At 40.0% G+C, this 19,987-nt stretch carries 29 protein-coding genes and 1 tRNA gene; 9 read left to right on the top strand and 21 right to left on the bottom strand.

The features are described 5' to 3' along the window. The first annotated feature begins 44 nt into the window (after window positions 1-44). From FRX45_RS03540 to FRX45_RS03530, 3 genes are all read left to right on the top strand, one after another. Window positions 45-734 carry a hypothetical protein gene (locus FRX45_RS03540; protein WP_152267033.1) on the top strand — a complete coding sequence of 230 codons (690 nt, stop codon included), beginning with the start codon at window positions 45-47 and terminating at the stop codon, window positions 732-734. Between the two features lie 231 nt (window positions 735-965). Further along, window positions 966-1,223 carry a hypothetical protein gene (locus FRX45_RS03535; protein ID WP_152267032.1) on the top strand — a complete coding sequence of 86 codons (258 nt, stop codon included), beginning with the start codon at window positions 966-968 and terminating at the stop codon, window positions 1,221-1,223. A gap of 117 nt (window positions 1,224-1,340) precedes the next feature. Beyond that, complete coding sequence (locus tag FRX45_RS03530; protein WP_152267031.1) at window positions 1,341-1,841, top strand: hypothetical protein; 501 nt, start codon at window positions 1,341-1,343, stop codon at window positions 1,839-1,841. A 36-nt stretch (window positions 1,842-1,877) separates the two neighbouring features. Here the strand turns inward: FRX45_RS03530 and FRX45_RS03525 are convergent, their stop codons facing one another. From FRX45_RS03525 to FRX45_RS03500, 6 genes are all read right to left on the bottom strand, one after another. Continuing rightward, window positions 1,878-2,153, bottom strand: a complete 276-nt coding sequence (locus FRX45_RS03525; protein WP_152267030.1) for a hypothetical protein — start codon at window positions 2,151-2,153, stop codon at window positions 1,878-1,880. Between the two features lie 45 nt (window positions 2,154-2,198). Further along, entirely contained in the window at window positions 2,199-2,609 is a 411-nt protein-coding gene (locus FRX45_RS03520) for a hypothetical protein (protein WP_152267029.1), read from the bottom strand. Between the two features lie 510 nt (window positions 2,610-3,119). Continuing rightward, entirely contained in the window at window positions 3,120-3,491 is a 372-nt protein-coding gene (locus FRX45_RS03515; protein ID WP_152267028.1) for a hypothetical protein, read from the bottom strand. An 84-nt stretch (window positions 3,492-3,575) separates the two neighbouring features. Continuing rightward, window positions 3,576-3,830, bottom strand: coding sequence for a helix-turn-helix domain-containing protein (locus FRX45_RS03510; protein ID WP_152267027.1), 255 nt, complete (start codon window positions 3,828-3,830; stop codon window positions 3,576-3,578). Between the two features lie 61 nt (window positions 3,831-3,891). Continuing rightward, window positions 3,892-4,095, bottom strand: coding sequence for a hypothetical protein (locus FRX45_RS03505; RefSeq protein ID WP_152267026.1), 204 nt, complete (start codon window positions 4,093-4,095; stop codon window positions 3,892-3,894). A gap of 121 nt (window positions 4,096-4,216) precedes the next feature. Further along, entirely contained in the window at window positions 4,217-4,447 is a 231-nt protein-coding gene (locus tag FRX45_RS03500; RefSeq protein WP_152267025.1) for a hypothetical protein, read from the bottom strand. A gap of 136 nt (window positions 4,448-4,583) precedes the next feature. On the opposite strand from FRX45_RS03500, the gene FRX45_RS23145 reads away from it, so the two are divergent. Next, window positions 4,584-4,754 (top strand): hypothetical protein, encoded by a 171-nt coding sequence (locus FRX45_RS23145; RefSeq protein ID WP_193311570.1) that lies wholly within the window; start codon window positions 4,584-4,586, stop codon window positions 4,752-4,754. A 59-nt stretch (window positions 4,755-4,813) separates the two neighbouring features. Beyond that, the gene (locus tag FRX45_RS03495; RefSeq protein WP_152267024.1) at window positions 4,814-5,290 is read left to right on the top strand and encodes a hypothetical protein; all 477 of its coding nucleotides are present in this window, start codon (window positions 4,814-4,816) and stop codon (window positions 5,288-5,290) included. 37 nt (window positions 5,291-5,327) lie between these two features. Here the strand turns inward: FRX45_RS03495 and FRX45_RS23140 are convergent, their stop codons facing one another. Further along, window positions 5,328-5,480: a hypothetical protein gene (locus FRX45_RS23140; RefSeq protein WP_193311569.1), complete on the bottom strand. Its 153-nt coding sequence runs from the start codon at window positions 5,478-5,480 to the stop codon at window positions 5,328-5,330. 133 nt (window positions 5,481-5,613) lie between these two features. On the opposite strand from FRX45_RS23140, the gene FRX45_RS03490 reads away from it, so the two are divergent. Then, window positions 5,614-6,150, top strand: a complete 537-nt coding sequence (locus FRX45_RS03490; RefSeq protein ID WP_152267023.1) for a hypothetical protein — start codon at window positions 5,614-5,616, stop codon at window positions 6,148-6,150. 46 nt (window positions 6,151-6,196) lie between these two features. Further along, a complete protein-coding gene (locus tag FRX45_RS03485; RefSeq protein ID WP_152267022.1) occupies window positions 6,197-6,877 on the top strand; it encodes a hypothetical protein in 681 nt (226 codons plus the stop codon). 54 nt (window positions 6,878-6,931) lie between these two features. On the opposite strand, the gene FRX45_RS03480 is transcribed toward FRX45_RS03485, so the two are convergent. The 14 genes from FRX45_RS03480 to FRX45_RS03415 all read right to left on the bottom strand — a co-directional run bounded on the left by FRX45_RS03480 (window position 6,932) and on the right by FRX45_RS03415 (window position 18,314). Further along, on the bottom strand, window positions 6,932-8,890 hold the full coding sequence (locus FRX45_RS03480) for a hypothetical protein (RefSeq protein WP_152267021.1): 1,959 nt from the start codon (window positions 8,888-8,890) through the stop codon (window positions 6,932-6,934). Window positions 8,891-9,035: 145 nt separating this feature from the next. Then, on the bottom strand, window positions 9,036-9,293 hold the full coding sequence (locus FRX45_RS03475) for a hypothetical protein (protein ID WP_152267020.1): 258 nt from the start codon (window positions 9,291-9,293) through the stop codon (window positions 9,036-9,038). A gap of 200 nt (window positions 9,294-9,493) precedes the next feature. Next, on the bottom strand, window positions 9,494-9,724 hold the full coding sequence (locus tag FRX45_RS03470; protein ID WP_152267019.1) for a hypothetical protein: 231 nt from the start codon (window positions 9,722-9,724) through the stop codon (window positions 9,494-9,496). Continuing rightward, a complete protein-coding gene (locus FRX45_RS03465) occupies window positions 9,721-10,014 on the bottom strand; it encodes a DUF5681 domain-containing protein (RefSeq protein WP_152267018.1) in 294 nt (97 codons plus the stop codon). The genes FRX45_RS03470 and FRX45_RS03465 overlap by 4 nt, the downstream gene beginning before the upstream one ends. Before the next feature lie 22 nt (window positions 10,015-10,036). Continuing rightward, window positions 10,037-10,615 (bottom strand): hypothetical protein, encoded by a 579-nt coding sequence (locus tag FRX45_RS03460; RefSeq protein WP_152267017.1) that lies wholly within the window; start codon window positions 10,613-10,615, stop codon window positions 10,037-10,039. Next, on the bottom strand, window positions 10,581-11,090 hold the full coding sequence (locus tag FRX45_RS03455; protein ID WP_152267016.1) for a hypothetical protein: 510 nt from the start codon (window positions 11,088-11,090) through the stop codon (window positions 10,581-10,583). Before FRX45_RS03455 ends, FRX45_RS03460 begins: the two co-directional genes overlap by 35 nt. Continuing rightward, window positions 11,090-12,295, bottom strand: a complete 1,206-nt coding sequence (locus FRX45_RS03450; RefSeq protein ID WP_152267015.1) for a DUF6371 domain-containing protein — start codon at window positions 12,293-12,295, stop codon at window positions 11,090-11,092. Before FRX45_RS03450 ends, FRX45_RS03455 begins: the two co-directional genes overlap by 1 nt. Window positions 12,296-12,349: 54 nt before the next feature. Then, the gene (locus FRX45_RS03445) at window positions 12,350-13,432 is read right to left on the bottom strand and encodes an AAA family ATPase (protein WP_152267014.1); all 1,083 of its coding nucleotides are present in this window, start codon (window positions 13,430-13,432) and stop codon (window positions 12,350-12,352) included. A 14-nt stretch (window positions 13,433-13,446) separates the two neighbouring features. Continuing rightward, window positions 13,447-13,671: a helix-turn-helix domain-containing protein gene (locus FRX45_RS03440; protein WP_152267013.1), complete on the bottom strand. Its 225-nt coding sequence runs from the start codon at window positions 13,669-13,671 to the stop codon at window positions 13,447-13,449. A 197-nt stretch (window positions 13,672-13,868) separates the two neighbouring features. After that, complete coding sequence (locus FRX45_RS03435) at window positions 13,869-14,954, bottom strand: hypothetical protein (protein ID WP_152267012.1); 1,086 nt, start codon at window positions 14,952-14,954, stop codon at window positions 13,869-13,871. 6 nt (window positions 14,955-14,960) lie between these two features. After that, entirely contained in the window at window positions 14,961-16,031 is a 1,071-nt protein-coding gene (locus FRX45_RS03430; RefSeq protein ID WP_152267011.1) for a site-specific integrase, read from the bottom strand. A gap of 201 nt (window positions 16,032-16,232) precedes the next feature. Continuing rightward, window positions 16,233-16,316, bottom strand: a tRNA-Leu gene (locus FRX45_RS03425). Window positions 16,317-16,435: 119 nt separating this feature from the next. Next, a complete protein-coding gene (locus FRX45_RS03420; RefSeq protein WP_152267010.1) occupies window positions 16,436-17,368 on the bottom strand; it encodes a DMT family transporter in 933 nt (310 codons plus the stop codon). A gap of 130 nt (window positions 17,369-17,498) precedes the next feature. Further along, the gene (locus tag FRX45_RS03415; protein ID WP_152267009.1) at window positions 17,499-18,314 is read right to left on the bottom strand and encodes a 2,3,4,5-tetrahydropyridine-2,6-dicarboxylate N-succinyltransferase; all 816 of its coding nucleotides are present in this window, start codon (window positions 18,312-18,314) and stop codon (window positions 17,499-17,501) included. Between the two features lie 62 nt (window positions 18,315-18,376). On the opposite strand from FRX45_RS03415, the gene FRX45_RS03410 reads away from it, so the two are divergent. Next, a complete protein-coding gene (locus FRX45_RS03410; RefSeq protein ID WP_152267008.1) occupies window positions 18,377-18,946 on the top strand; it encodes an L-threonylcarbamoyladenylate synthase in 570 nt (189 codons plus the stop codon). Next, entirely contained in the window at window positions 18,943-19,959 is a 1,017-nt protein-coding gene (locus tag FRX45_RS03405) for a glycosyltransferase family 9 protein (protein WP_152267007.1), read from the top strand. The genes FRX45_RS03410 and FRX45_RS03405 overlap by 4 nt, the downstream gene beginning before the upstream one ends. Window positions 19,960-19,987 lie beyond the last annotated feature (28 nt).

Below are 19,987 nucleotides of genomic sequence, written 5' to 3'. Positions count from 1 at the left end.
ATCCTACCAGAGACCCCTAAAACCTTTAAAAATCTTGCACAAAAATGAGAAAGATTGCAGTTGTATTACTTTTGTTTTTAGTCGCTTGTTCAGAGGGTGACCAAAAAGCTGCAGTATCTTCAATGGATTCGATTACATATATATATGACCTATCCTATCAAGATGGAGCCTTACCGTACAGCCCTGATGAGTACATTACAAAAGCTATCCAAATAATGCATGCGCTTGATATTCCAATGAGGAAGTATTTCAAGAAAGACGCAAAGCTTGTTTTCAAGCTTGATAGTAGTTTTGAAAGAAAAAAGGCAACCTTTTTCGGGACTTCCAATCAAAAATCCGGAAGTATAGATGCCAACAGGGTGTGTGGAGATCCAACAATAACTGTGGGGCCGCTAATTGATTCGGTACTGGGTAGGAAAAGAGTGTTTAGTGCATATGACGAAGCTGTAGTAAAATCTGTATTGATTCACGAATGTGTGCATTATCTTCAGACTTCTTTTGTAGAAGAGAGTAAACTCTATAGGGGAGGGAGTATATACGACAAAAAATACTTAGCCCAGGACACGGAGTTTGAGGCATTCGCAGTTCAAGGATACTTTCTGTGTGAAATAGGAAATCCGAAAGGATTATCAGAAATACTTTCGCAAAGTGAAAGCAAAAGAGCGAAAATGGAAGCGCTTATTAACGCTGTGCCGATAGCAACGGGATTAGGGGATCGTCTGGTTTACCCTTAGGTTGTAAATCTTCAAAAGTAAAATTAGTATTGAATTGTGTAGCCGTATCGTTAATGAAATTGAAATTACATGTGTATGATATGATAGCTCCGGGAACGAATTTGACTTTATTCTGACCCTCGCATCCTACAGAAGCCAGCACCAATATCAAAATCAGTATCCTCATGAAAAAATATTTTTATTGATAAAATAAAAATGTTAGACTAAGCTAAGTTATAAAAAATTAAGCAAATGGATACCGAAAACTTTCAATCAAATACCTCGGAGGAAAGACGGATGGAAGAAAAGTACAACTACCTTTCCCGGTTCATGTCGGAAAAATTACGTGAACTACCGGAGAAAGACCGGGTGCCTGTCTTGAGAGATCTGAACCCTACTGATCTATCTTTAATGAATCTCTACCTGCAAGCACTGAAAAAAGAGGATTATGAAACCTGTGCCGCAGCCAGGGAGTTACTGTTAGAACGGGGATTCAAAATTCCGGGATAAGGTTGGAATTCAAACACTTTAAAAGCTATAGGCCGTTGTTGATAATCAGTAAACTTGGAGTAGGCCGCTGTAGGAGATTTTATTATATTTATTACTATACCCTAATGCCTGTTTTCAATGAAAATCATCTTACCCTTAATATGTATAGCTTTTTTCCTGCCAGCATCGGCGCAAAAGGTCGCCCTACTGCATCGCAGTTTTAAACAGCCTATCGTTTACACAGACAGTATCACAGTTGAGCAGATAAGAACAGGGTACTTTCCGCTACAGGTTAATAATGTTGATACATTCTATGCAAACCTTAAATACTTACATGACATGCTAAGTACCAGGCAGCGGGTAAAAATGGAATCATTTGAACTACATGCCGGCAATTCCATTATAATAACAGATAGGGTCCCGATGGCATACGGGGACCGGTATAATATTCTGGCAAAAACAAAGATTGCTGAAGTCGAGGCGCAAATGAGGCTTTCAAATCAAGAAGAACCGAACAAGAAGAGCGCTAAAAGAATAAAAAAACTAATGGACTATATCAGTAAAAACAAATCCTTATTCAGGGCCCCAACCGAAATACACCCGAGGATTTATTATATGCAAGTCATATCAGACCATTAAAGGAATTCACGAGACCGCATTAGCAGTATGGAACCATTACCCTTTCTTTGTCACTGCCAGATAATCCTGATTAATACTGCCCGGGTCGTACAGGTGCGTTTTTTCATTGTACATGATATACCGGTTACGCCGGGCGGTTTGTAATTCTGCCCGGGTCCATCCCGTTTTCTCCAATATAACGGATGCCCGTACCCATTTTGTTGAAGTGCTCAACTCTTTTCTTTTCAACCACTCAACACTTCGGATGAAGTCGCGTAACAAATGCGCGTTATTGTTGAAATCTTTCAATATTTTTTCTTGCTCCGGGGTCATAACCTTGTAGATATTTAGATATTTGAGGTGCTTGGTTTGCTATTATTAAAACGAGATAGATGCAGTTTTAAAATAAATATTAAAGAATTCAGGATTGATAAGGTTTAGTGTTCCCTTTTTATTCCCGGATGAAAATTGTTCTTCCATATGGTGTGGATTAGAAATTGGGGAGTTTATTTGTTGTTCTTTCTCATTTGGGGCATAGATAATCTTCTGCTTATACACTTCCGGAAGGCTGCTTAAATCGTATCGAAATTGAGTCCCGTACTTCTTTGATCTAATTGTGCCGCGTTCCCTCTCACCTTTTAGCCGGTCTTTTGTCCACCCGGTAATTTTCATTATTTCGCCCGCCGAGGCGGTGTAACCTTCTTTAAGCTCCTTTCGCTTCAGCCATTCAATATGGCGGTTAAACTTTTTTACTTCCTGCAGCTCTTCATGAGTAGGTATAATATTCATTGTACTTGCTTTTTTCTCAATATACAAAGCAAAAACACTCGCTGCGTATCATGACTTCAATAGCTCGCAAATGTAGTAATCAGAAAATAAAAAACGGGTAGTGCTTCAGTTTGAAATTTTGTAAACGGTGAAATAGGTTAGCACCTCATTTTCTATTTGATCAACATTACTATGCATAAATGCTGACTTAATTCTTTCGCCCGTATACGAGCTATCATACCAGTTGAAGCTGTAAATTTCTGAATTATCAGCCTTCACTATGAAGTGATAATTTCCGTGGTGTTGGCTTCGGACTTCGACCTTGTATTTTGAAGTTTTAAAGCATTGGGGATAAAATTCTATCATAGGTTCGTTTTTTTATATGACTCCTTTTTATTTGCCACAGACCCGAGTACTAAAAGTACAATATATTCTAACGGACAACTATATACGTGTTGGGACAAGTAACGTAAAAAATGCCCGGCATTGCTACCGGAGCGGCTGTTGCTCAAAGGCTACCTATTAACTATTTTAAAACTGCTCTTCATTTTCTAAGATTCTATTACTCAGTTCTCCCTCTGAGTCTAATACTTGAATTGGAAGGGATTGTGCTTCAATTTTAAAATATCCCTCGTCCTCTCTTGACATTCTAAATGTAACAGGCGTATTGTCTGCATCGTTATATGTGACATGATACTTAAGTTTATCTGCATAAAATACCCTTTGAAAAGAATAATCGATTCCTCTAATGTTATCTGTAAATTCTACTAACATATTTTTTGTGCTTTTATTTGAGTTTTTAACAGACACCCCAATAACATCTTCGAAGCTGCCTTTGATAGCTTCCTTTTCTTCGTATTTATCTGCCCTCTTCTTTGGGGCTTTCTTTGCTGCTTTTGCCATTGTCTGTTGGATTTATTAATTTTATTGGTTCTGCCGAAACATCTAAAAGAGGTACTGCGGCTTTATTTGCATCTCCCGTAATTTCTATGGTAGATTGCGGCACCCCTTCTTCATGTCGGGGCTTGATAGCGCCCACTCTTCAAGCTGCTTCCTGTCAAAATATAACAGCTTACCGTTCGGCTTTGAATATGGCACTATACCCCAATGCACCATTTTATACAGATAGCTTTTTGATATATTTAGAAGGCCTGCCGCCTCTTGTAGCGTAAGTATCTTTTTCTGCAGGCTCAAATTTTTGTTAAGCTCTTTTAATAATCTCTCCTTTTCAGGTGTGAGCATATTTAAATATACTATTTTCTTGCTTTCTTCACAACCTTTAGTTTGTCCATGTGGCCACCGGTTATGTACCCATTAGTTTATCTTTATACCAAAATCTTTTCCCATTTACCGGGCTTATTGTATACAGGTGCGCCGGTATACGATGTATTCTGTTTTGTAGCGTCTTTTTAGTTATACCAAGTAGTTCAGCTGCTGCTTCATCATCTATCCTGTTTTCGTTCTCAATCGAGGTTTTTACTGCTTTTAATATTTTTGCATTATCCATTTTGGCTTTTTTTCGTTATTGTATCTTTCCTGGGCAGGCGGCATGGCTTTTTTAAACCATCACCCCTAATGGCTTGAAGTCATCTGATGTTCCTCTGTCCACGAGGCATTAATTTAAACAATTAAATTCCCTCTAATCCTTTCCCCTTAGGGCGGACCTTTACTTTTCCGTTCTTTACTTCATAGGCTTCAATAAGCTTAACAAAAGCCAAGTTATATATTTCATTGTATTGTACACCTTCAAGCGTAGCAATAGCCTGCAATTTGTCTAATACTGCAACAGGTACTCTCTTAACCCCCACCTGGGGTATGGTTGTCTGTCCTGGTGTAACTGATTTTTTTACCGGAGCCATATTAAATATTTATAACAAAGATAATATTAAAAGTGGTTAACTGAAATAACTTGGTTAATGTGGATAACTTTTTACCAAACATCATTGGTTATCTCAGTTAACCGGGTTATCTTTATGAAACATTAAAACAGTTGACATGACACATTCAAACCTTCAACAAAGACTCCGCTACGTAGAACTGGTGTTTGCCATGAGCAACCCAATTGAAAAAAGCTATAAGCCCTGGACAGGGCAGCAGGACCGCCCCCCGTTCGTAAAAGTGGCTAAGTACAAGCCTACACCCAAAAGTAAAAAGCGGTCCCGGTAGTAACCGTGGCTCTGCCAATTTTAACCCTACCACATTACTTTACTTTTAAAACTATCATCATGAAAAAGGTAAAAGACTCAATTGCATGCCTGTATGAAAAGGCTGTAGATGTTTTAGTAAACCGCTTTGAAACACCCGACAATCTGGTAGATTTTATAGTTGACGTGCTATACTCTATACGCGTATTGGAAGCACCTCCCCAACCGGTAAATGGGTTTGTAGACGTCGGCTCACTACATTTCTCAACGGGACTTATACTTAAAGAGATAACCGGGCCGTGGATGCGCTGTGACAAATCTGGAATGAGGGAGGCTATGAGAAAAATTCATAGACACGGCGGAGTAGAAGAATATTACCATCAAATGTTAAGAGCATGTTCAGTTCATACATTAGGTAACGCGGAATATGGTATCTCCAAACGCTATCACAACGAATTTATGGCAAACTTCACGGCATTGTTTGAGGTTGCTTTTCTATTTGCCGAAATAGAAGAAATGGAAGAAGAAGCGGAACGGGAACAAAAGAAAGCTGCTTAATTATTAACCTTACAATCAATTACAATGAAAAGTGAAATTAACCCAACCTGCTTAAAATGTGATCGCCTGTCGCATTGTCCTTACGATGCTTTTCCTTACCCATTGAAGCGGCACGTTTGCCCCACTTTATCATTAGAGCGGCTTCTTTCTTCTTACTCCCCGCACCAGCAGCCACTAATCGATGTTGCATTGAAAGATGCGCAGCGCAAGGAGCGCCTAAATTAGATGCTAATGTTTTTATAGCCCGGGATTAATTCCGGGCTTTTTATGCCCGTTTGAATCAGAAATATATCTTCTTGAAATATTATAAGTAAATTAGTTTCATGGCAACCCTGAATACTAAGCAGTTTATCCAACAGATTTTCATTGATGAATTGGGAGTTATTGTAAATACCAATCCATACATATCCTTTATGGTAATGGCAGTAGGGATTGAGTTCTTGGGAAAATGCCTAAATAAATCTGAGCAATGGAATACGAATGGTGCTTCCAAAACAGATTTCGAACACGCAATTAAATCCATACCAAGCTTGCAGAAATACAGCCAATACTTAGAAAAGTATGACCTCTATCATTCATTTAGATGCGGGTTACTACATGCTGCGGTTCCTAAGTATGAAATAACGCTATCAAGTAAGAATGAATTACCTCATTTAGTAGAGAATGGCAATAGGCTTAATTTGAAGGCAGAAGATATGTATTTTGATTTCAAAGAAGCATGTGACTTTATTATCAATAAGGAGTACGACAATCGTAATAAATTCGAGAGATTTATATTGTCTGTTCCTCCAATAAGCAAAGATTCTTTAAATAAAGAATTTATAGTTCCGCCCGCAAGCGGGTCACCTGACGTAGATTAACTCAACTTCCATAGGATATAATTAATTTTTTGCAAATCGATATTCAATGACTAAGGCAGAAATAGAAGATTTCATAAACGAAAATTCTGAAGAAAGGGTTTTTGATTTTTATAGCAGAATGTACACCAAGCTCACCACCACCAACAAGAGGCTTAATACTCTTACCCTGTACATGCTAATCGTTGGACTAACTTATTTTATTTCTTCAAGCGATGGATTGCTGTCAATAAGTATGGGTCCATTTGGGCTTAAAGACTTTTCATTGATTGCGAAGTTAATGCCGCTGGCATTTGCTTATCTGCTAATGGAATATGCACTACTTTCCAAAAATCAGTCTGAATTACTTCAAATAACAAAAACGTTAGCTTTTGAAGTGTATAACCAGCAACCGGAAGAAAAATATTACAATCTAAACCACATAAATTCATTTCTTAGTGCAATACTGCCATTTTCAATAATAACCCAGTTTTCCCGGCTTGTTACAATGAAAGGATCAATATTAACCACGATATTTTTATTTATTCTATGGCTCCCATTATTAGGAAGTATTATTCTGCCAATCAGTTACGGAGGTTGGATGCTATATAACATAAAGGGACAATATCCCTCTGATTTGCTCGTGAATGTAGTTTTAGCAATATCAATATGGCTTTTATTATTGACCCTGTTTTTTTATATAAGGCCAGTTGAAAATCAAATCAAGAATAACAAACAACTGAATCAATAAACCCCGGCTAAGAATAGCCAGGGGTAAGTTTTAAATCTGAAATATACGGAGTGGTTAAAATGACCTGTTTTGTGAGCGTTTCTGTCGTTCAAGGAATAATATAAGATCGGGACCGGCACCCCGGAGCCGGGCAACCATCTCACCGCTACCCTCACGCCTGCCGCCTATCATGCTTTCTAATCTGTCAAGTGGAATAACTGCTTCTCTGGATGATAATCTCGCCGGGAAGGTGTCGTTCTCAAAGCCAGGGGGAACTATGCCGCCTGTTGCCATTTTGCTGCCCCCTGTTAATAAGCCTTTGAACAAGCTGCCAAATGATCCAACTGCGCCCGCTTTCCCGCCAAATGCTTTAAATATCACAGCCAGCACAGCGGCTTTAACGGCGGCGGCAATAAGATCGGTCACCAATTGTTTTGCAGCCTGCCCCACCTGTTTCATGGATAATTTACCGTCTGTGGCAATCGTTCTAAATAAGCCGGCAAAAGTCTCTGAAAGCGGACCGCCTACAAAGAGCGCCATTGCATCAAGTTCTGACTGCATGGCTTGCATCTGTGTTATTGCCTGCTGTATATGTTCGGGCGGGATAATGGGTTTTGATTTGTCAATAGTAAGCGGCACCTCAATTTTTAAATCATCCTTTTGCTCAAAGTATGTCTTGAAATTCTTAAAGGCATCGTACATCTCTTTAACAGATTCGCTAAAGATTTGTTTGCCGCCGAATGAAACGGGGATTTCGATTTCTGGGGCAATAAGTTTGAATGCTTTTTCAATCTGTTTTGCTGCCTCACTTGCAGCCCTTTTCGTTTTATCTGGCTGAACAGTAAAGCCGCCTATTTCAGCTATTGCAGTATTAACAGCATCTTGCTGTTTTTTCAAGATACCTACCCCTCTATTTAATTCATCGTTCTGTTTTTTATAGTTTTTAGTTCCACGTACCGCCGCATCCACTAATCCGTCAGAAATATTAAATTGCTTTTTTGCCGTTACAACAATCTGATCCCACACTCCAAGCTGCTCGTCTACGCTTTTTGTTTCATTCTCAATTAATTCAACATATTTCTTTTTAAGTACAGTTGATATTGCCTCCTGCTTTGCCCGTAGATCAAGTAGTTTTATTTGCTTACCTATGGCAATCGAAGTTTCATTTGTGTTTAATGTTTCAAGATTGAGATTCTTTAAATAGAGCGGGTATTTATTGTTAATTTCTTCAATTGCGTTTTTTCTTGCTTCAGTTGATAGCGCTGCATTCCTGGCAATAGATACAAGGCTTTCAAGATTTGATTTTTCAGCTAATGCATTACCGCCAGAAGTTGCAAACGCCTTATTAAAATCATTAAGAACCCGTTGCGCTGCTGATAAATCACCGGTTAATGCTTTGATAGCGTTGCTTACTGATCCGTATTTTTGCACCGCAACAACTAATGCAGATGATATAACACTAAATGCAACGCCTATACCAGCGGGGCCGGCAAGACCGAGTACAAGTGATTTTAACGCTTTGCCTGTACTTCCGGATTCTGTTTTTAAACGTTGAAATGATTCTAATGCAGGGTTAATATTGTTAGCGATACCTATAAATCCAAAAGGGGCATCTTGTGCTATTCGGGATAGGTCAACAAGGGAACGGGTGGCATCGTTGGTAGGTTTTTTTATACCCTTTATCTTCTGCGTAAAGTCATCAAAACCACCGACACCGGTGCTCCTTGGAGCCTTTCTGCCAAGTTTGTCAATATCTTTTTCTAAATCGTCTACTGCTTTTTCTGCCGCGTGTGTGTCTACGTCTACAATAATAGGCTTAACACTCTTGCCGCCAATTTTAGATAGATCAGCTGCAATGTCCTGTGCATTTTCGCTTGCCGTTTCAAGAGATTCGCTTAACTTATCTATTCCGGATGTGCTGATTGACGAGCCAACAGACTTGCCCAACTCTTTAGCCTTACTAATGAGTGTATCGAACCCTTTATCAACTTCAGATAAATCCGCACCAACACGGATTTTTAAACCTTCTTCCATATTTCCTATTTAATAATTAAACAATTGAGAATACAACGATGTGTAGTGCGTGGGAGTGTCTGAATGAGAAGTGTAAAAAAAGATTGGAGTGTGTGTTGTCGCTTATAGCGTAGATAGTATAAAGCTACTTCTTTATCGTTAGTTTTTATTCAAAATCTTCTTCTATGGGATCACACCCATCTGCAAAAACCAGTATAATATGTGTTCCTTTTAGCGTTAGCGCCTCAAACTCATTCCGGGTTATCGTTTCTCCTGTTCCGGTATTGGTGTAATTATCGCCCTCGTTATCCCAGATGGTGAAGCTATCGCCGGCAATATCCGCAATAGTGATTTTTCCAGCCTTCAGGTCATTGAGAAACTTTATTTTCCCCCACCGTGTTTTGGGTATTTTGTCTTGTTGCATAATCTTTTTTTAATTGATCAAATTGGCTCCTGTTCTCATCGGGAATAACTATTTTTTCGGTTTCACACTTTACCAGCATATCATGCAGGAAATTCAACTCTGCGACAGTACACCTGTCCATGTCAAGAGTAGAAATAAAAAGCTGATCGGCTGATATTTCACCCAGTTTTATACGGCGTATAAATTCAATTTTTTGCTGCCTACTTTTTGTTACGTGCATTGTAGTTGCGTTTAAACTGTTCAAAATGTTCTTTATCCTCCTGTGCCGGTGCTTCTCCCCTGTTCAACTTGATTTTCATTTCCAGTAGCCAGTTTAATTCATCAGCCGTGCATTTATCCAATTCCATAGAGGCAAAGAACAATTCATTTTTTGTGATCGTTCCCTCTCTCATCTTAGATAGGAAGGTTAATTTTTCAATCCGGGTTTTCATTGCTGCTTATTTAAGATTTCATTTACGATACGATCCAGGTCTTCATCAGATAATTTTTCCAAGTCTGTCGTTAGGGAAGTGGCCTGTAGTGTAGGCAGGGAATATTTAAGTAGCTTTTCAAACAAAATAATCCTGTCCTTGGGTTCCAGTTGCTTCCAGTCCTTTTGTATCTGTTCGGTTTGGCTTTGTATGAATCCATTCACCCACTGCCTCAAATCTTTTGTTGCTTTATTCGGGCTGCCCTTTGGTCTGCCATTGGGGTTACCGGTCTGTCCTTTTTTTTGTGCCATAGGATATGTTTTACAATGTTCTTTACATATTGTTTGTAGATGCTTCAGCTTCTAAAACCTTTCCTTTTTCATCCATCATAAACCGGATTGTTAAATTATCAGCCTTCAGGTATGTATAGGTGAAGGGTTTGCCGGCTACCTTTCCTTTTGCGAAGGGTTCAATAATACTTTGCCTGGATACCAGGGACCATTGGTTAAACTTATTTGCCGATGGCAGGAAAGTTCCACCTTTAGCCATCTTAACCGTTAGAGTGATGTAAGATTTTTCCTCTATCTGTTTCACCGATTCCCCGGATACATCAAAAAGGGCATTCATCCCTGATCTGGTGTATGTGAAGCCGGCAACTAACATCGCCGCAATAAATTCTCCATTAGATAATTCTTGCCCGGTAGCATCTCGATACAAACATTTCAGGGAATAGCTATTCCATTCAGGGTTGATAGCATCCCCCCTGTTTAGATTACAACTTATCCACTTTGCCACAGCGGTTATTTTTGCTGAATGGGATAATGGATAATCATAGCTCGTCCTTTGCGTAGCGTGCAAAAAGCCAGCATTAAACAAATCATTCGGTAACGGTTTCTCGTTCATATATTTCAATTTTAAAGTTTAAATAATACCATTTTATAAAGTCCCGCATGTTGGTGGCAATGAAATATATGCCCCCGGATGCTTCAATTTTCTTTTGATAACTGCTTTGCGCTTCGCTCTGCCGGTCCCTACCTGTCTTCACTTCAATCTTTACGGACCGTCCGGCTATTGTAGCACTCAAATCTGCCGTTCCTGCGGTTCCGGTTCCCTTTGCCCACTCCATGCCGCCAATCTGCTTTTTACGTCCCAATACGTCCGTATACGTGCGCCTGCGGTCTATCATCCGTCCTGTGTTACTAATCCGCTCCGCCTGCCATCCGGAGAATGTGATGAAATCAATTATGCATCTGGTCAATCCGTTTGCCGTAGTATCCTTGTACGGCTTCAATTTCATTGATCTTCCACCACTGGCCGCAAAGAATGCCGGCGCTGTCCTTTCCATGTGGCTATACTTTAATTCTTTTAATTCTTGTTTCCAGTTCATCAGTTAACATTTATTAGTACCCGCTCACCGTCAATGGTCCCTTGCTTAAAATCCTTGCAAAAGAATACTGCCAGCTTACCTACTGCCTGGGTATGCTGTCCAATGGCGTTGCCGCCGTTATCAAATAACAGGTCGTATGCTTTGCCGTCATCGGTTTTTACATACATAATCCGCATGTTGTTAAACTCTTGCCCGGTTATGGTTTCTGTAGATGAAAGAATGTTACTGATAAGAATGTTTACCGGCTGTAGTGGCTCTTCCTTCGGCTCCTTGAACGCTTCGGGTTTATACCGTAGTAAATAATCCGCAATATCTAAACCCGCTTTTCTTTCGGCTTCATTGGTTACGATCTTTTCCAATACTGTTGATACTGTTACTGTGGTTATGTGCGCTAATTCTTTTGCTTTTGCGCTCCATTTCTCAAACCCGTTAAGGTCAGGGTAAAGAATAACTTTTCTTCCCGCTAATACCCTGCATCTCTCTGCATTCAGGTTACCAATGCTTCCACATGCAAGCCAGATGAATTGGGGCAGATACAGGGATGATATTATTGCGGTTTTTTCACTCTCAACCACTGCAACGGGTTTGCCGGGATCCTTCCTCAATAGGTGTTCCCCAAATAAACATTGTGAAAGATTGTATTCAGGTGTATTGAGCGCTTTGTGCGCCCATGTAATGTGATTGTACGGTTCCTTAACTCTTTTGCCCGTTCCAGGGTTATACAGCATGATCTTTCCGGCTCTTATCCTCCCTAATACATCTATCTGCCAAAATACCGTTGCACCCCGCCAGTGGTTTGAGCTGCCCACGAAATATTTGCCTATTAACTCATTTGCGGCATTGATCCCAAACCGGCTATACAGGAATTCCGTGAAACTATTGTTATGGTACCCCTTCAGCGTTTCCAATAAGGTTCCCTTTGGGGTATAGGATACTGGTAGCGGCTTCAAGGCAACAGCTTTCTTTTTAATGAAAGTTTTTGGAGTATCAAAAGAAATATTATTATCCTGAAAGTATTGTTTTGGCGTATAATGATAACCGCAATTGCTTTCACGGTTGCACCTGCCTACATTCCCGGCTATGTGTTCGCCTTTTTCTGTGTCAATATAAAGACTAAATACCCTGTCCTTATTGCAAACGGGGCAACGGTGGCGGGTGCTCATTCCCTTGTATGGTTCTAATATGTATTTGTGTTCATTACTCATTGCTCTGAAGTTTAGTGTAACAGGTGTAACACTTGTAACAGGGTGTTACAGGTGTTACAGGGTGTTACAGTCTTTTAAAATCCTGCTTACTTTCATGTGCGATATACCCAATTCCTGACCTATTTCCCGGAGGCTTCGCCCCTGCTGCTTTAGTTCATTTACCTTTTCGTTCAGGCTTTCTTTGTCCTTTTCTGTATGCTGTTTCAGGTGTTCCCATTCCTTACCGAAATTGACAAACTCAAATTGCAGGAAATTAAACGGCTTATCAATTTGGCAAACACAAACATTATCTGCATCGTAAATTTGCTCTGTGTTCCGTTGCTTAATCTGTTTGAGGTATCGTAAATTTTTGTCGCTATGGCTTTCACCAATTGAAAAGGAACTATCACAAAAGTTTATGAGCATCTTACTACCTTGTAAATCGTTTCGGGTAATGGGTTTTGATAAATCCCTTTTCGGAGTGTGGGCCAATGCAAGGATTGAAAGGCCATATTTGCTTTTTAACGCTTTCAAATGCTTCATAAGAGGCAAAGCATCTTTAGCTTTTTCCGTTTCATTCTTTAGGTAGGTAAGATTATCTATAATTAAAATCTTTGCGCCGGTTTCGGTAATACTTCGTTCTAATGAATAGTTGAGGTAATCCTCAAAGGTTTGGTTTTCGGGTATTGAAGCATCAGGGTTTATTTCAACCCTTATAAAGTTGTTATCAAAACTGTAATGTTGTTCAAACTTTATAGAATATCGGTTTTCAAATTGTTTATCCGAAAGCTCAAAATCAAAGTATAAAATTGGTTGCTTTAATGCTTCTAATATAAAGCCCCGTATCTGTTCACCCCTGCTTATGCTGTTACCAATTTGCACGGCTAAAATAGACTTGCCCAGGTTGGTATCTGCGAACAAAATACATAGTTCACCCTCAAACCAAAATTCACCAAAAAGCATTTGTGGAATGGGCCGGGTTTTCGCCTGTTCTATCCATTCACTGGCGGGTTTAACTGTGAACAATCCTTTATTAACTCCGGAAATCGTTTCTATTTCCGCTTTAATTCCTGAAAATAATTCCGCCTCAAATACGGGATTTGGAGTATCTTTGAGCTGTTGGTTTAAGTCACTTGCCCCGTTGTTATGTTGCTGCATGATTACGGGGTTTTTTAATGTGAAGAAATATAAGTGGCTGCCTGCTTTTCCCGCTCATTGCTTCCGGGTGTGGCATTACTTAGCATCCATGCTTCCAGCTTTTCCCGTTCAAAGAATATTTTCTTACCATTCGGTTTACTGAAAGGAATTATACCCGACATTGTGAGCTTGTAGACATAGGACGGCTTGTAACCAATATATTGGCATCCTTCCTGAAAGGTTAATATCTTCTTATCCATTTTTTTATGTTGAAAAATGATTGAAAAAACAAATAGCGCTATCTGTGTTTGACAGTGTGAAATTGGAAAGAAAAGGAACAATAACGGGTTTACCTTTGGGATAAGGTAAGGTATGGGGTAAAGGTAAAGTCTGCTGGAATACGCTTATTTACTGCATTGTAGCAGGAAGCAAGGAGGAATTTATTTTATAAATATTTTCAAGAGGTAAACCAAGAATTGAAACAAGTATCTATTTCTTTGGCTCTTTTCGGTGTGGCGGTATTTATCGTTTGATTTATTTGCTTTAAATTTTCTGTAATTTGTTCTCCATTTTGTTTAATGAAAAAATTCTTTAGCGTTACATAAGGATGAATATGTTTTTTTAGTTTATTACTTTCTTTCAGCTTATAATAGAAATACAACAACTCCGTAGCTGTAGCCTCGGCGCTTACCCAAACAATAGGGTTTGTAAATTCACTCAATCCAAATAATGCCTTAAATTCCGGAAGTGAGGCATTAATGAAATTTTTATGTTTTAAGGCTTTATGCAATCTTTTAATTGGCTCTACATTTCTTTTATCAACCAATTCAAATGGCTTTGGGAGAATGTTTTTATTTTCCGTAGCTCTATTATTGTTGTATTGCAGCCATCCCATTTCATCATCGAAAATAAATTTAGTACTTCCCCGCTTTAATTCGGTACCGGTGATAGCAGTAAGTTGGGTTTTTAACCCTTCAAGCAGCGCCATCTTAACATTATAAATATCGTGAAGCATGTACAAAAATGAAGGGCTGTAACCTTCTTTCTTTTCAGCTACGCCCTTTGTGTGGAAATAAGCAAGAAACTTAATCTTCAAATCGTCCTGATAATAAAGAGTGCTTTTATAAAAATCTCGTCCATAGTAGTTGTGCATCTTTTCAACACTCCATAATTTGTCAAAGGCTTTAAACCCTATTAGCCACTGGTTAACTTGATTCAAAAGCACTTCCGCATGCTGCTTATTGGGAACATCCACAATGGCAGCTTGTTGCATTCCCTTCAGCTTTTGACGGTACCCGCTTTCCCAAATATTCTGATTAGGTACATCGTAATAGTGTGATAGATCCCAACATTGAACAAAAAAGATTCCCTCTTCATTTAATCTCTTCCGGTCTGCGGGTTTATATTCTGTGGGATCAAGTTCCCATAAAGGGAGTATCTCGGTATAAGTTACTCCATCTACTATTATTTTTTGGGCCTGCAGTTCAATTGTTCTTACATCTAAGGCATGTACTTCTTTTATAAATTCCTTGTAGCTATCCATTTCTTTTTACATTTCAATATTTACTTTATCAGTAGCCTTTAATTTCATTTCTCTTGCTGCATTAACATACCGTTGTGTATGCTTCATACTCGTATGCCCCAATAGTTTGGATGCTGTTAATACATCAACATCATTGTATATGAGGTTTGTTCCGAACGAATGGCGGGCATTATGCCATGTTATTTTTTTTGCAATGTTTGCACGCTTTACCCATGCCTTCACCGTCTTATTTGCGCCGTTTGCTGTAGGCAATGCAAATACAATATCTTCGGGCCTGCCCGGGCTACCCAATAGCTTTATAGCGGTATCGTTAAGGGGTACATAAACGGGTTCGCCAGTCTTGCTTTGCCCTACAACCATACTCTTTGCCTTCAGATTAATACCTGCCCATTTCAAAGGTTTTATATCAATCCATCTTAAACCAGTAACACAACTAAATAAAAACGCTCTCCTAACTTCTCCGCTTTCTGTTGGTGTGGCTGCCAGTACTTTTAACTCATCCAGGGTTAAAATATCTTTCTTTGCAGCCTTGCCATTAACCTTCTTTTCTACCAAGTCCAATACATTTTCTTTCATCAGGCGTTTACGGTATGCGTGCTTTATCATTTTCTTAAACCGGTTATAATAGGAGCTTGCGCCCTCACCCTTACTTTTGCTTTCAAGGTTTTCAATAAAATCTTCAATGATTAACGGGGTAATCTGCCCGAACGTTAACCCGGCTTTTTTATCTTCCTTCAAAAAATCAGCAAACCGGTTTAATGCACCCTGCATATTTCTTTTATCTTTTTTATTATACCTGTCCACATAGCTTTGCATCCAGTCTGTAATAATTGTTTTCTTCCCTGCATCAGATACCATGCTGTAATCATTCGCCTGTAGTTCAGCAGCACGGGCAACGGCTATGGCTTCGGCTTGTCTCAAACGCTTCTTATTATCTTCCCTGTCTGCAATGGTGGTTCCGTTCGATAATTGCAGGTGCTTCAAAAATTCATACTTTCTTTCACCATCGTTATAAATATCCAGCATTAAAGAAGTGGTACCGTTTGCATTCTTTCTTTTGCGAAGTTTTACACTCATATTGGTATGATTTATTTTTCCTTTTCTTTCGCTAAGGTATGAATTTTAATGGAAATTTTGTTACTCAAGTAACAACATAGTAACAAAAATTGAGAAAATAACGTCAAAATAAAAGAAATGAAAAGAAAGGAAATTGGCTGTAATGCTTTGCTGGTAGTGGCTTTATGGCATAAAAAAAACCCCATCAAAAATGGGGTTGTGTGCCCGGGACTGGATTCGAACCAGCACATCCTTTCGAACGCTGCCACCTGAAGACAGTGCGTCTACCAGTTTCGCCACCCGGGCTGAAAAGTTTGAAGTTCAAAAGTTTGATGTTTGAAGTTGATACCTGTAAAATGAAAATAGCTTCAAACATCGAGCCTCAAACCAAAATTGGTTTTGGGCTGCAAATATAAGGGGAATAATTATTTTGTACCTGCATTTTTTGGTTGCCGCCAGCCAATCAGCAGTACACCCGCAATCACCAGTGCTGTTCCTGCAATTTGTTCAGCAAACAGGGGTTCATCTAAAATAAAATAGGCCTGCACAATGGTGGAAACCGGCCCTATAGCTGATATGATGGCCACATTACTGGAACCAATCCTTTTCAAGCCGCCGGATATCATAAAACTGGGTAAAACCGTTGCCACAATGGCCAGCAATAAACCATATCCCCAATGGATACCCGAAAATCCTCCCGCGGATATATTGCCCGCCAGTGCAAAATGAATAAAAACACCACCGGTGGAAGCCAGCATGGCATAGGCGGTAAATCTTGCTGCACCTACTTTTGGAATAACCTTCCCGCTGCCTGCTATATACACGGCAAAAGTGAGGGAACATAAAAAAATGAGAAAGCTGCCCCATAAAAAATAGGGATTATTCATATCTATACGCAGCTCTCCCCAGTAAGCAAAGGCAACGCCGGCATAGGTAAGCAGCAAAGCTATTTTCTGCAGCCGGCTAACCGGTTGTTTAAAAATAAGCGCGTTGATCAGTACAGCAAAAGTGGGATATAAAAAAAGGATAAGCCTTTCCAGTCCTGCAGTTACATATTGCAATCCCACAAAATCAAATAAACTGCTGAGATAATATCCAAACAAACCCAGGAAAATAACAGCGGTCCATTGCCTGCCTGTAAGTGATACAGCATTCTTTGATCTGGCAGCCATCCATGCAGCGCCTAAATAAAAAGGAAGTGAAAAAAGCATACGCAGCGCCAGCAGCGATAACGCATTCATATCGGTATGCTTAAATGCCAGCTTTACAATAATCGCTTTGGTGGAAAACAATATCGCTCCCGAAAAGGTAATAATAAATCCTGCCAGCGTTACCCGGTATTTCTGTTCATTGCTCATTGGCCCAGACAGATGGAAAAAAGGTGAGAGGTGAAAAATGAAGGTAAGAAGAGAGAGATGAGAGGCGAAAACGAGGAACCCTGCTTGTTTGCAAGTTTTCTTTCACCTCTCCCCTCTTTCCTGTCACTGTTTACACGCTTACATTAAAATCTCTCAATGCATCGTTCAAACTGGTTTTAAGATCGGTGCTGGCCTTGCGCTGGCCGATAATTAAGGCGCAGCTCACTCCATATTCACCTGCAGGAAATTTTTTATTATAAGTTCCGGGTATCACCACACTCCGTGCCGGTATCCTTCCTTTGTATTCAACCGGCTCGCTGCCACTTACATCAATAATTTTAGTGCTTTTGGTTAATACCACGTTAGCACCCAGCACCGCTTCCTTTTCAACAATTACCCCTTCTACCACAATACAGCGGCTGCCAATAAAAGAACCGTCTTCCACAATTACCGGGCTGGCCTGTAAAGGTTCCAGCACACCACCAATACCCACGCCCCCGCTCAGGTGCACGCCCTTGCCAATTTGTGCGCAACTGCCTACCGTAGCCCAGGTATCCACCATTGTGCCTTCATCCACATAAGCGCCGATATTTACATAAGAAGGCATAAGCACTACATTACGGGCAATGAATGCGCCATACCTTGCTACAGCATGCGGCACAGCGCGTACGCCCAGTTCCCTGTAACCACTTTTCAGCAACATTTTATCGTGAAATTCTAAAGGGCCAACAGACCATGTTTGCATGGATTGAATAGCAAAATACATAAGGATGGCCTGCTTTACCCATTCGTTCACTATCCACCCGTTTTCGGAAGGAGATGCAGTGCGCAGCCTGCCCTTATCAACATCTTCAATGACCGATTTTACTGCTTCAATGTATACTTCATCTTTTAATAACTCCCTGTTTTGCCAGGCTTGTGCAATAAGATTTTGTAAGTCTGTCATGCTGTTCTTTTTTTTGCAAACTTAATCAGTTTGCTTTTGCAAAGCCTCACTATTTTTGCAGCATGAATTTTACAGCGGATGTAGAGCATTGTTTACAGGTTTTGCAGGCGGGAGGCGTTATACTGTATCCAACAGATACTGTTTGGGGGCTGGGTTGCGATGCTACAAACCACCTGGCGGTGCAAAAAATTTACCGGATCAAGCAAAGGGAAGAAACCAAATCCATGATCGTTTTATTAACAGAAGAAAGGGATGTGATAAAGTATGTGGCGCAACCCGATTTAAGGATATTTGATTATCTTGACGAAACCAGTAAACCCACTACTGTAATTTATAAGGACGCTGTAGGCATGGCGCCGAATTTAATAGCGCCCGATGGAAGCATCGCTATAAGAATTGTGAGGGATGAATTTTGCAGGCACCTCATTAAGCGATTGAGAAAACCACTGGTATCTACTTCAGCCAATATTTCAGGACAACCTGCGCCGGCCTTATTTAGTACCATTGATCCTGCAATAACCACGGCAGCAGATTATGTAGTACAATACCGGCAAACCGACACCCGTATCGCACAACCTTCGGCGGTAATACGCTGGAATGACGATGGAACAGTAACAGTGCTTAGGAAATGAAAAAAATCCTCATCATACAAACCGCCTTTATTGGAGATGTAGTACTGTCTGCCTGCCTTATAGAAAAGCTGCATGCCTTTTTCCCGGCTGCACAAATTGATTTTTTATTGAGAAAGGGCAATGAAGGTTTATTGAAAGCGCATCCCTACCTGAATGAAGTATTGATATGGGATAAGAAAAACGGAAAATACAAAACCTTATGGCGGCTGCTCCGGGTGATCAGAAAAAAAAGATACGATAAGGTCATCAATGTACAACGGTTTGGTGCAACAGGATTGCTTACCGCTTTTTCAAACGCAAAGCAAAAGATTGGTTTTGATAAAAATCCGTTCAGTCCTGCATTTGATATCAGCGTAAAACACAGTATGGGCAATGGAGCCGCAACACCCCATGAAATTGAACGCAATCTTAGTCTCATACAATCTTTTACGGATAACACTATTTATAAACCCCGCCTGTATCCTTCGCAGCAGGACTGGGATGCTGTACAGCCTTTAAAATCTTTACCGTATATCTGCATTGCGCCTGCATCTGTTTGGTTTACCAAACAATACCCTGCAGATAAATGGATAAGCTTTATTGATAAATTACCTGCTCATTATATAGTTTATCTTTTGGGAGCGCCGGGAGAAGCGAAACTTTGTGAAGAGATTCAGCAAAAAGTGAAGAGGGAAAACATTATATCGCTTGCAGGCCAGTTGAACTTTTTACAGTCTGCAGCGCTTATGAAGGATGCTACCATGAATTATGTAAATGATTCCGCGCCTATGCATTTTGCATCTGCCATGAACGCGCCTGTTACAGCAGTATATTGCTCTACTATACCCGTATTTGGTTATGGACCATTATCTGATAAAAAATACATCGTTGAAATACAGGATCCGCTGTATTGCCGGCCCTGCGGACTCCATGGGTTCAGGCAATGCCCCGAAGGACATTTCAAATGCGCTTATCTTATCAGAGATGAACAATTGCTGGAGACGTTGATGAATGTGGAAAATGCGGAAGCGTGAAAATGTGAAAAATATGGGATGGTTACAA

Origin of the sequence: Agriterribacter humi (assembly GCF_009192765.1) — a bacterium.
Taxonomy (GTDB): domain Bacteria; phylum Bacteroidota; class Bacteroidia; order Chitinophagales; family Chitinophagaceae; genus Agriterribacter; species Agriterribacter humi.
Note: the sequence above shows the minus strand (reverse complement) of the source record. Positions and strands in the feature narration are given on the sequence as shown.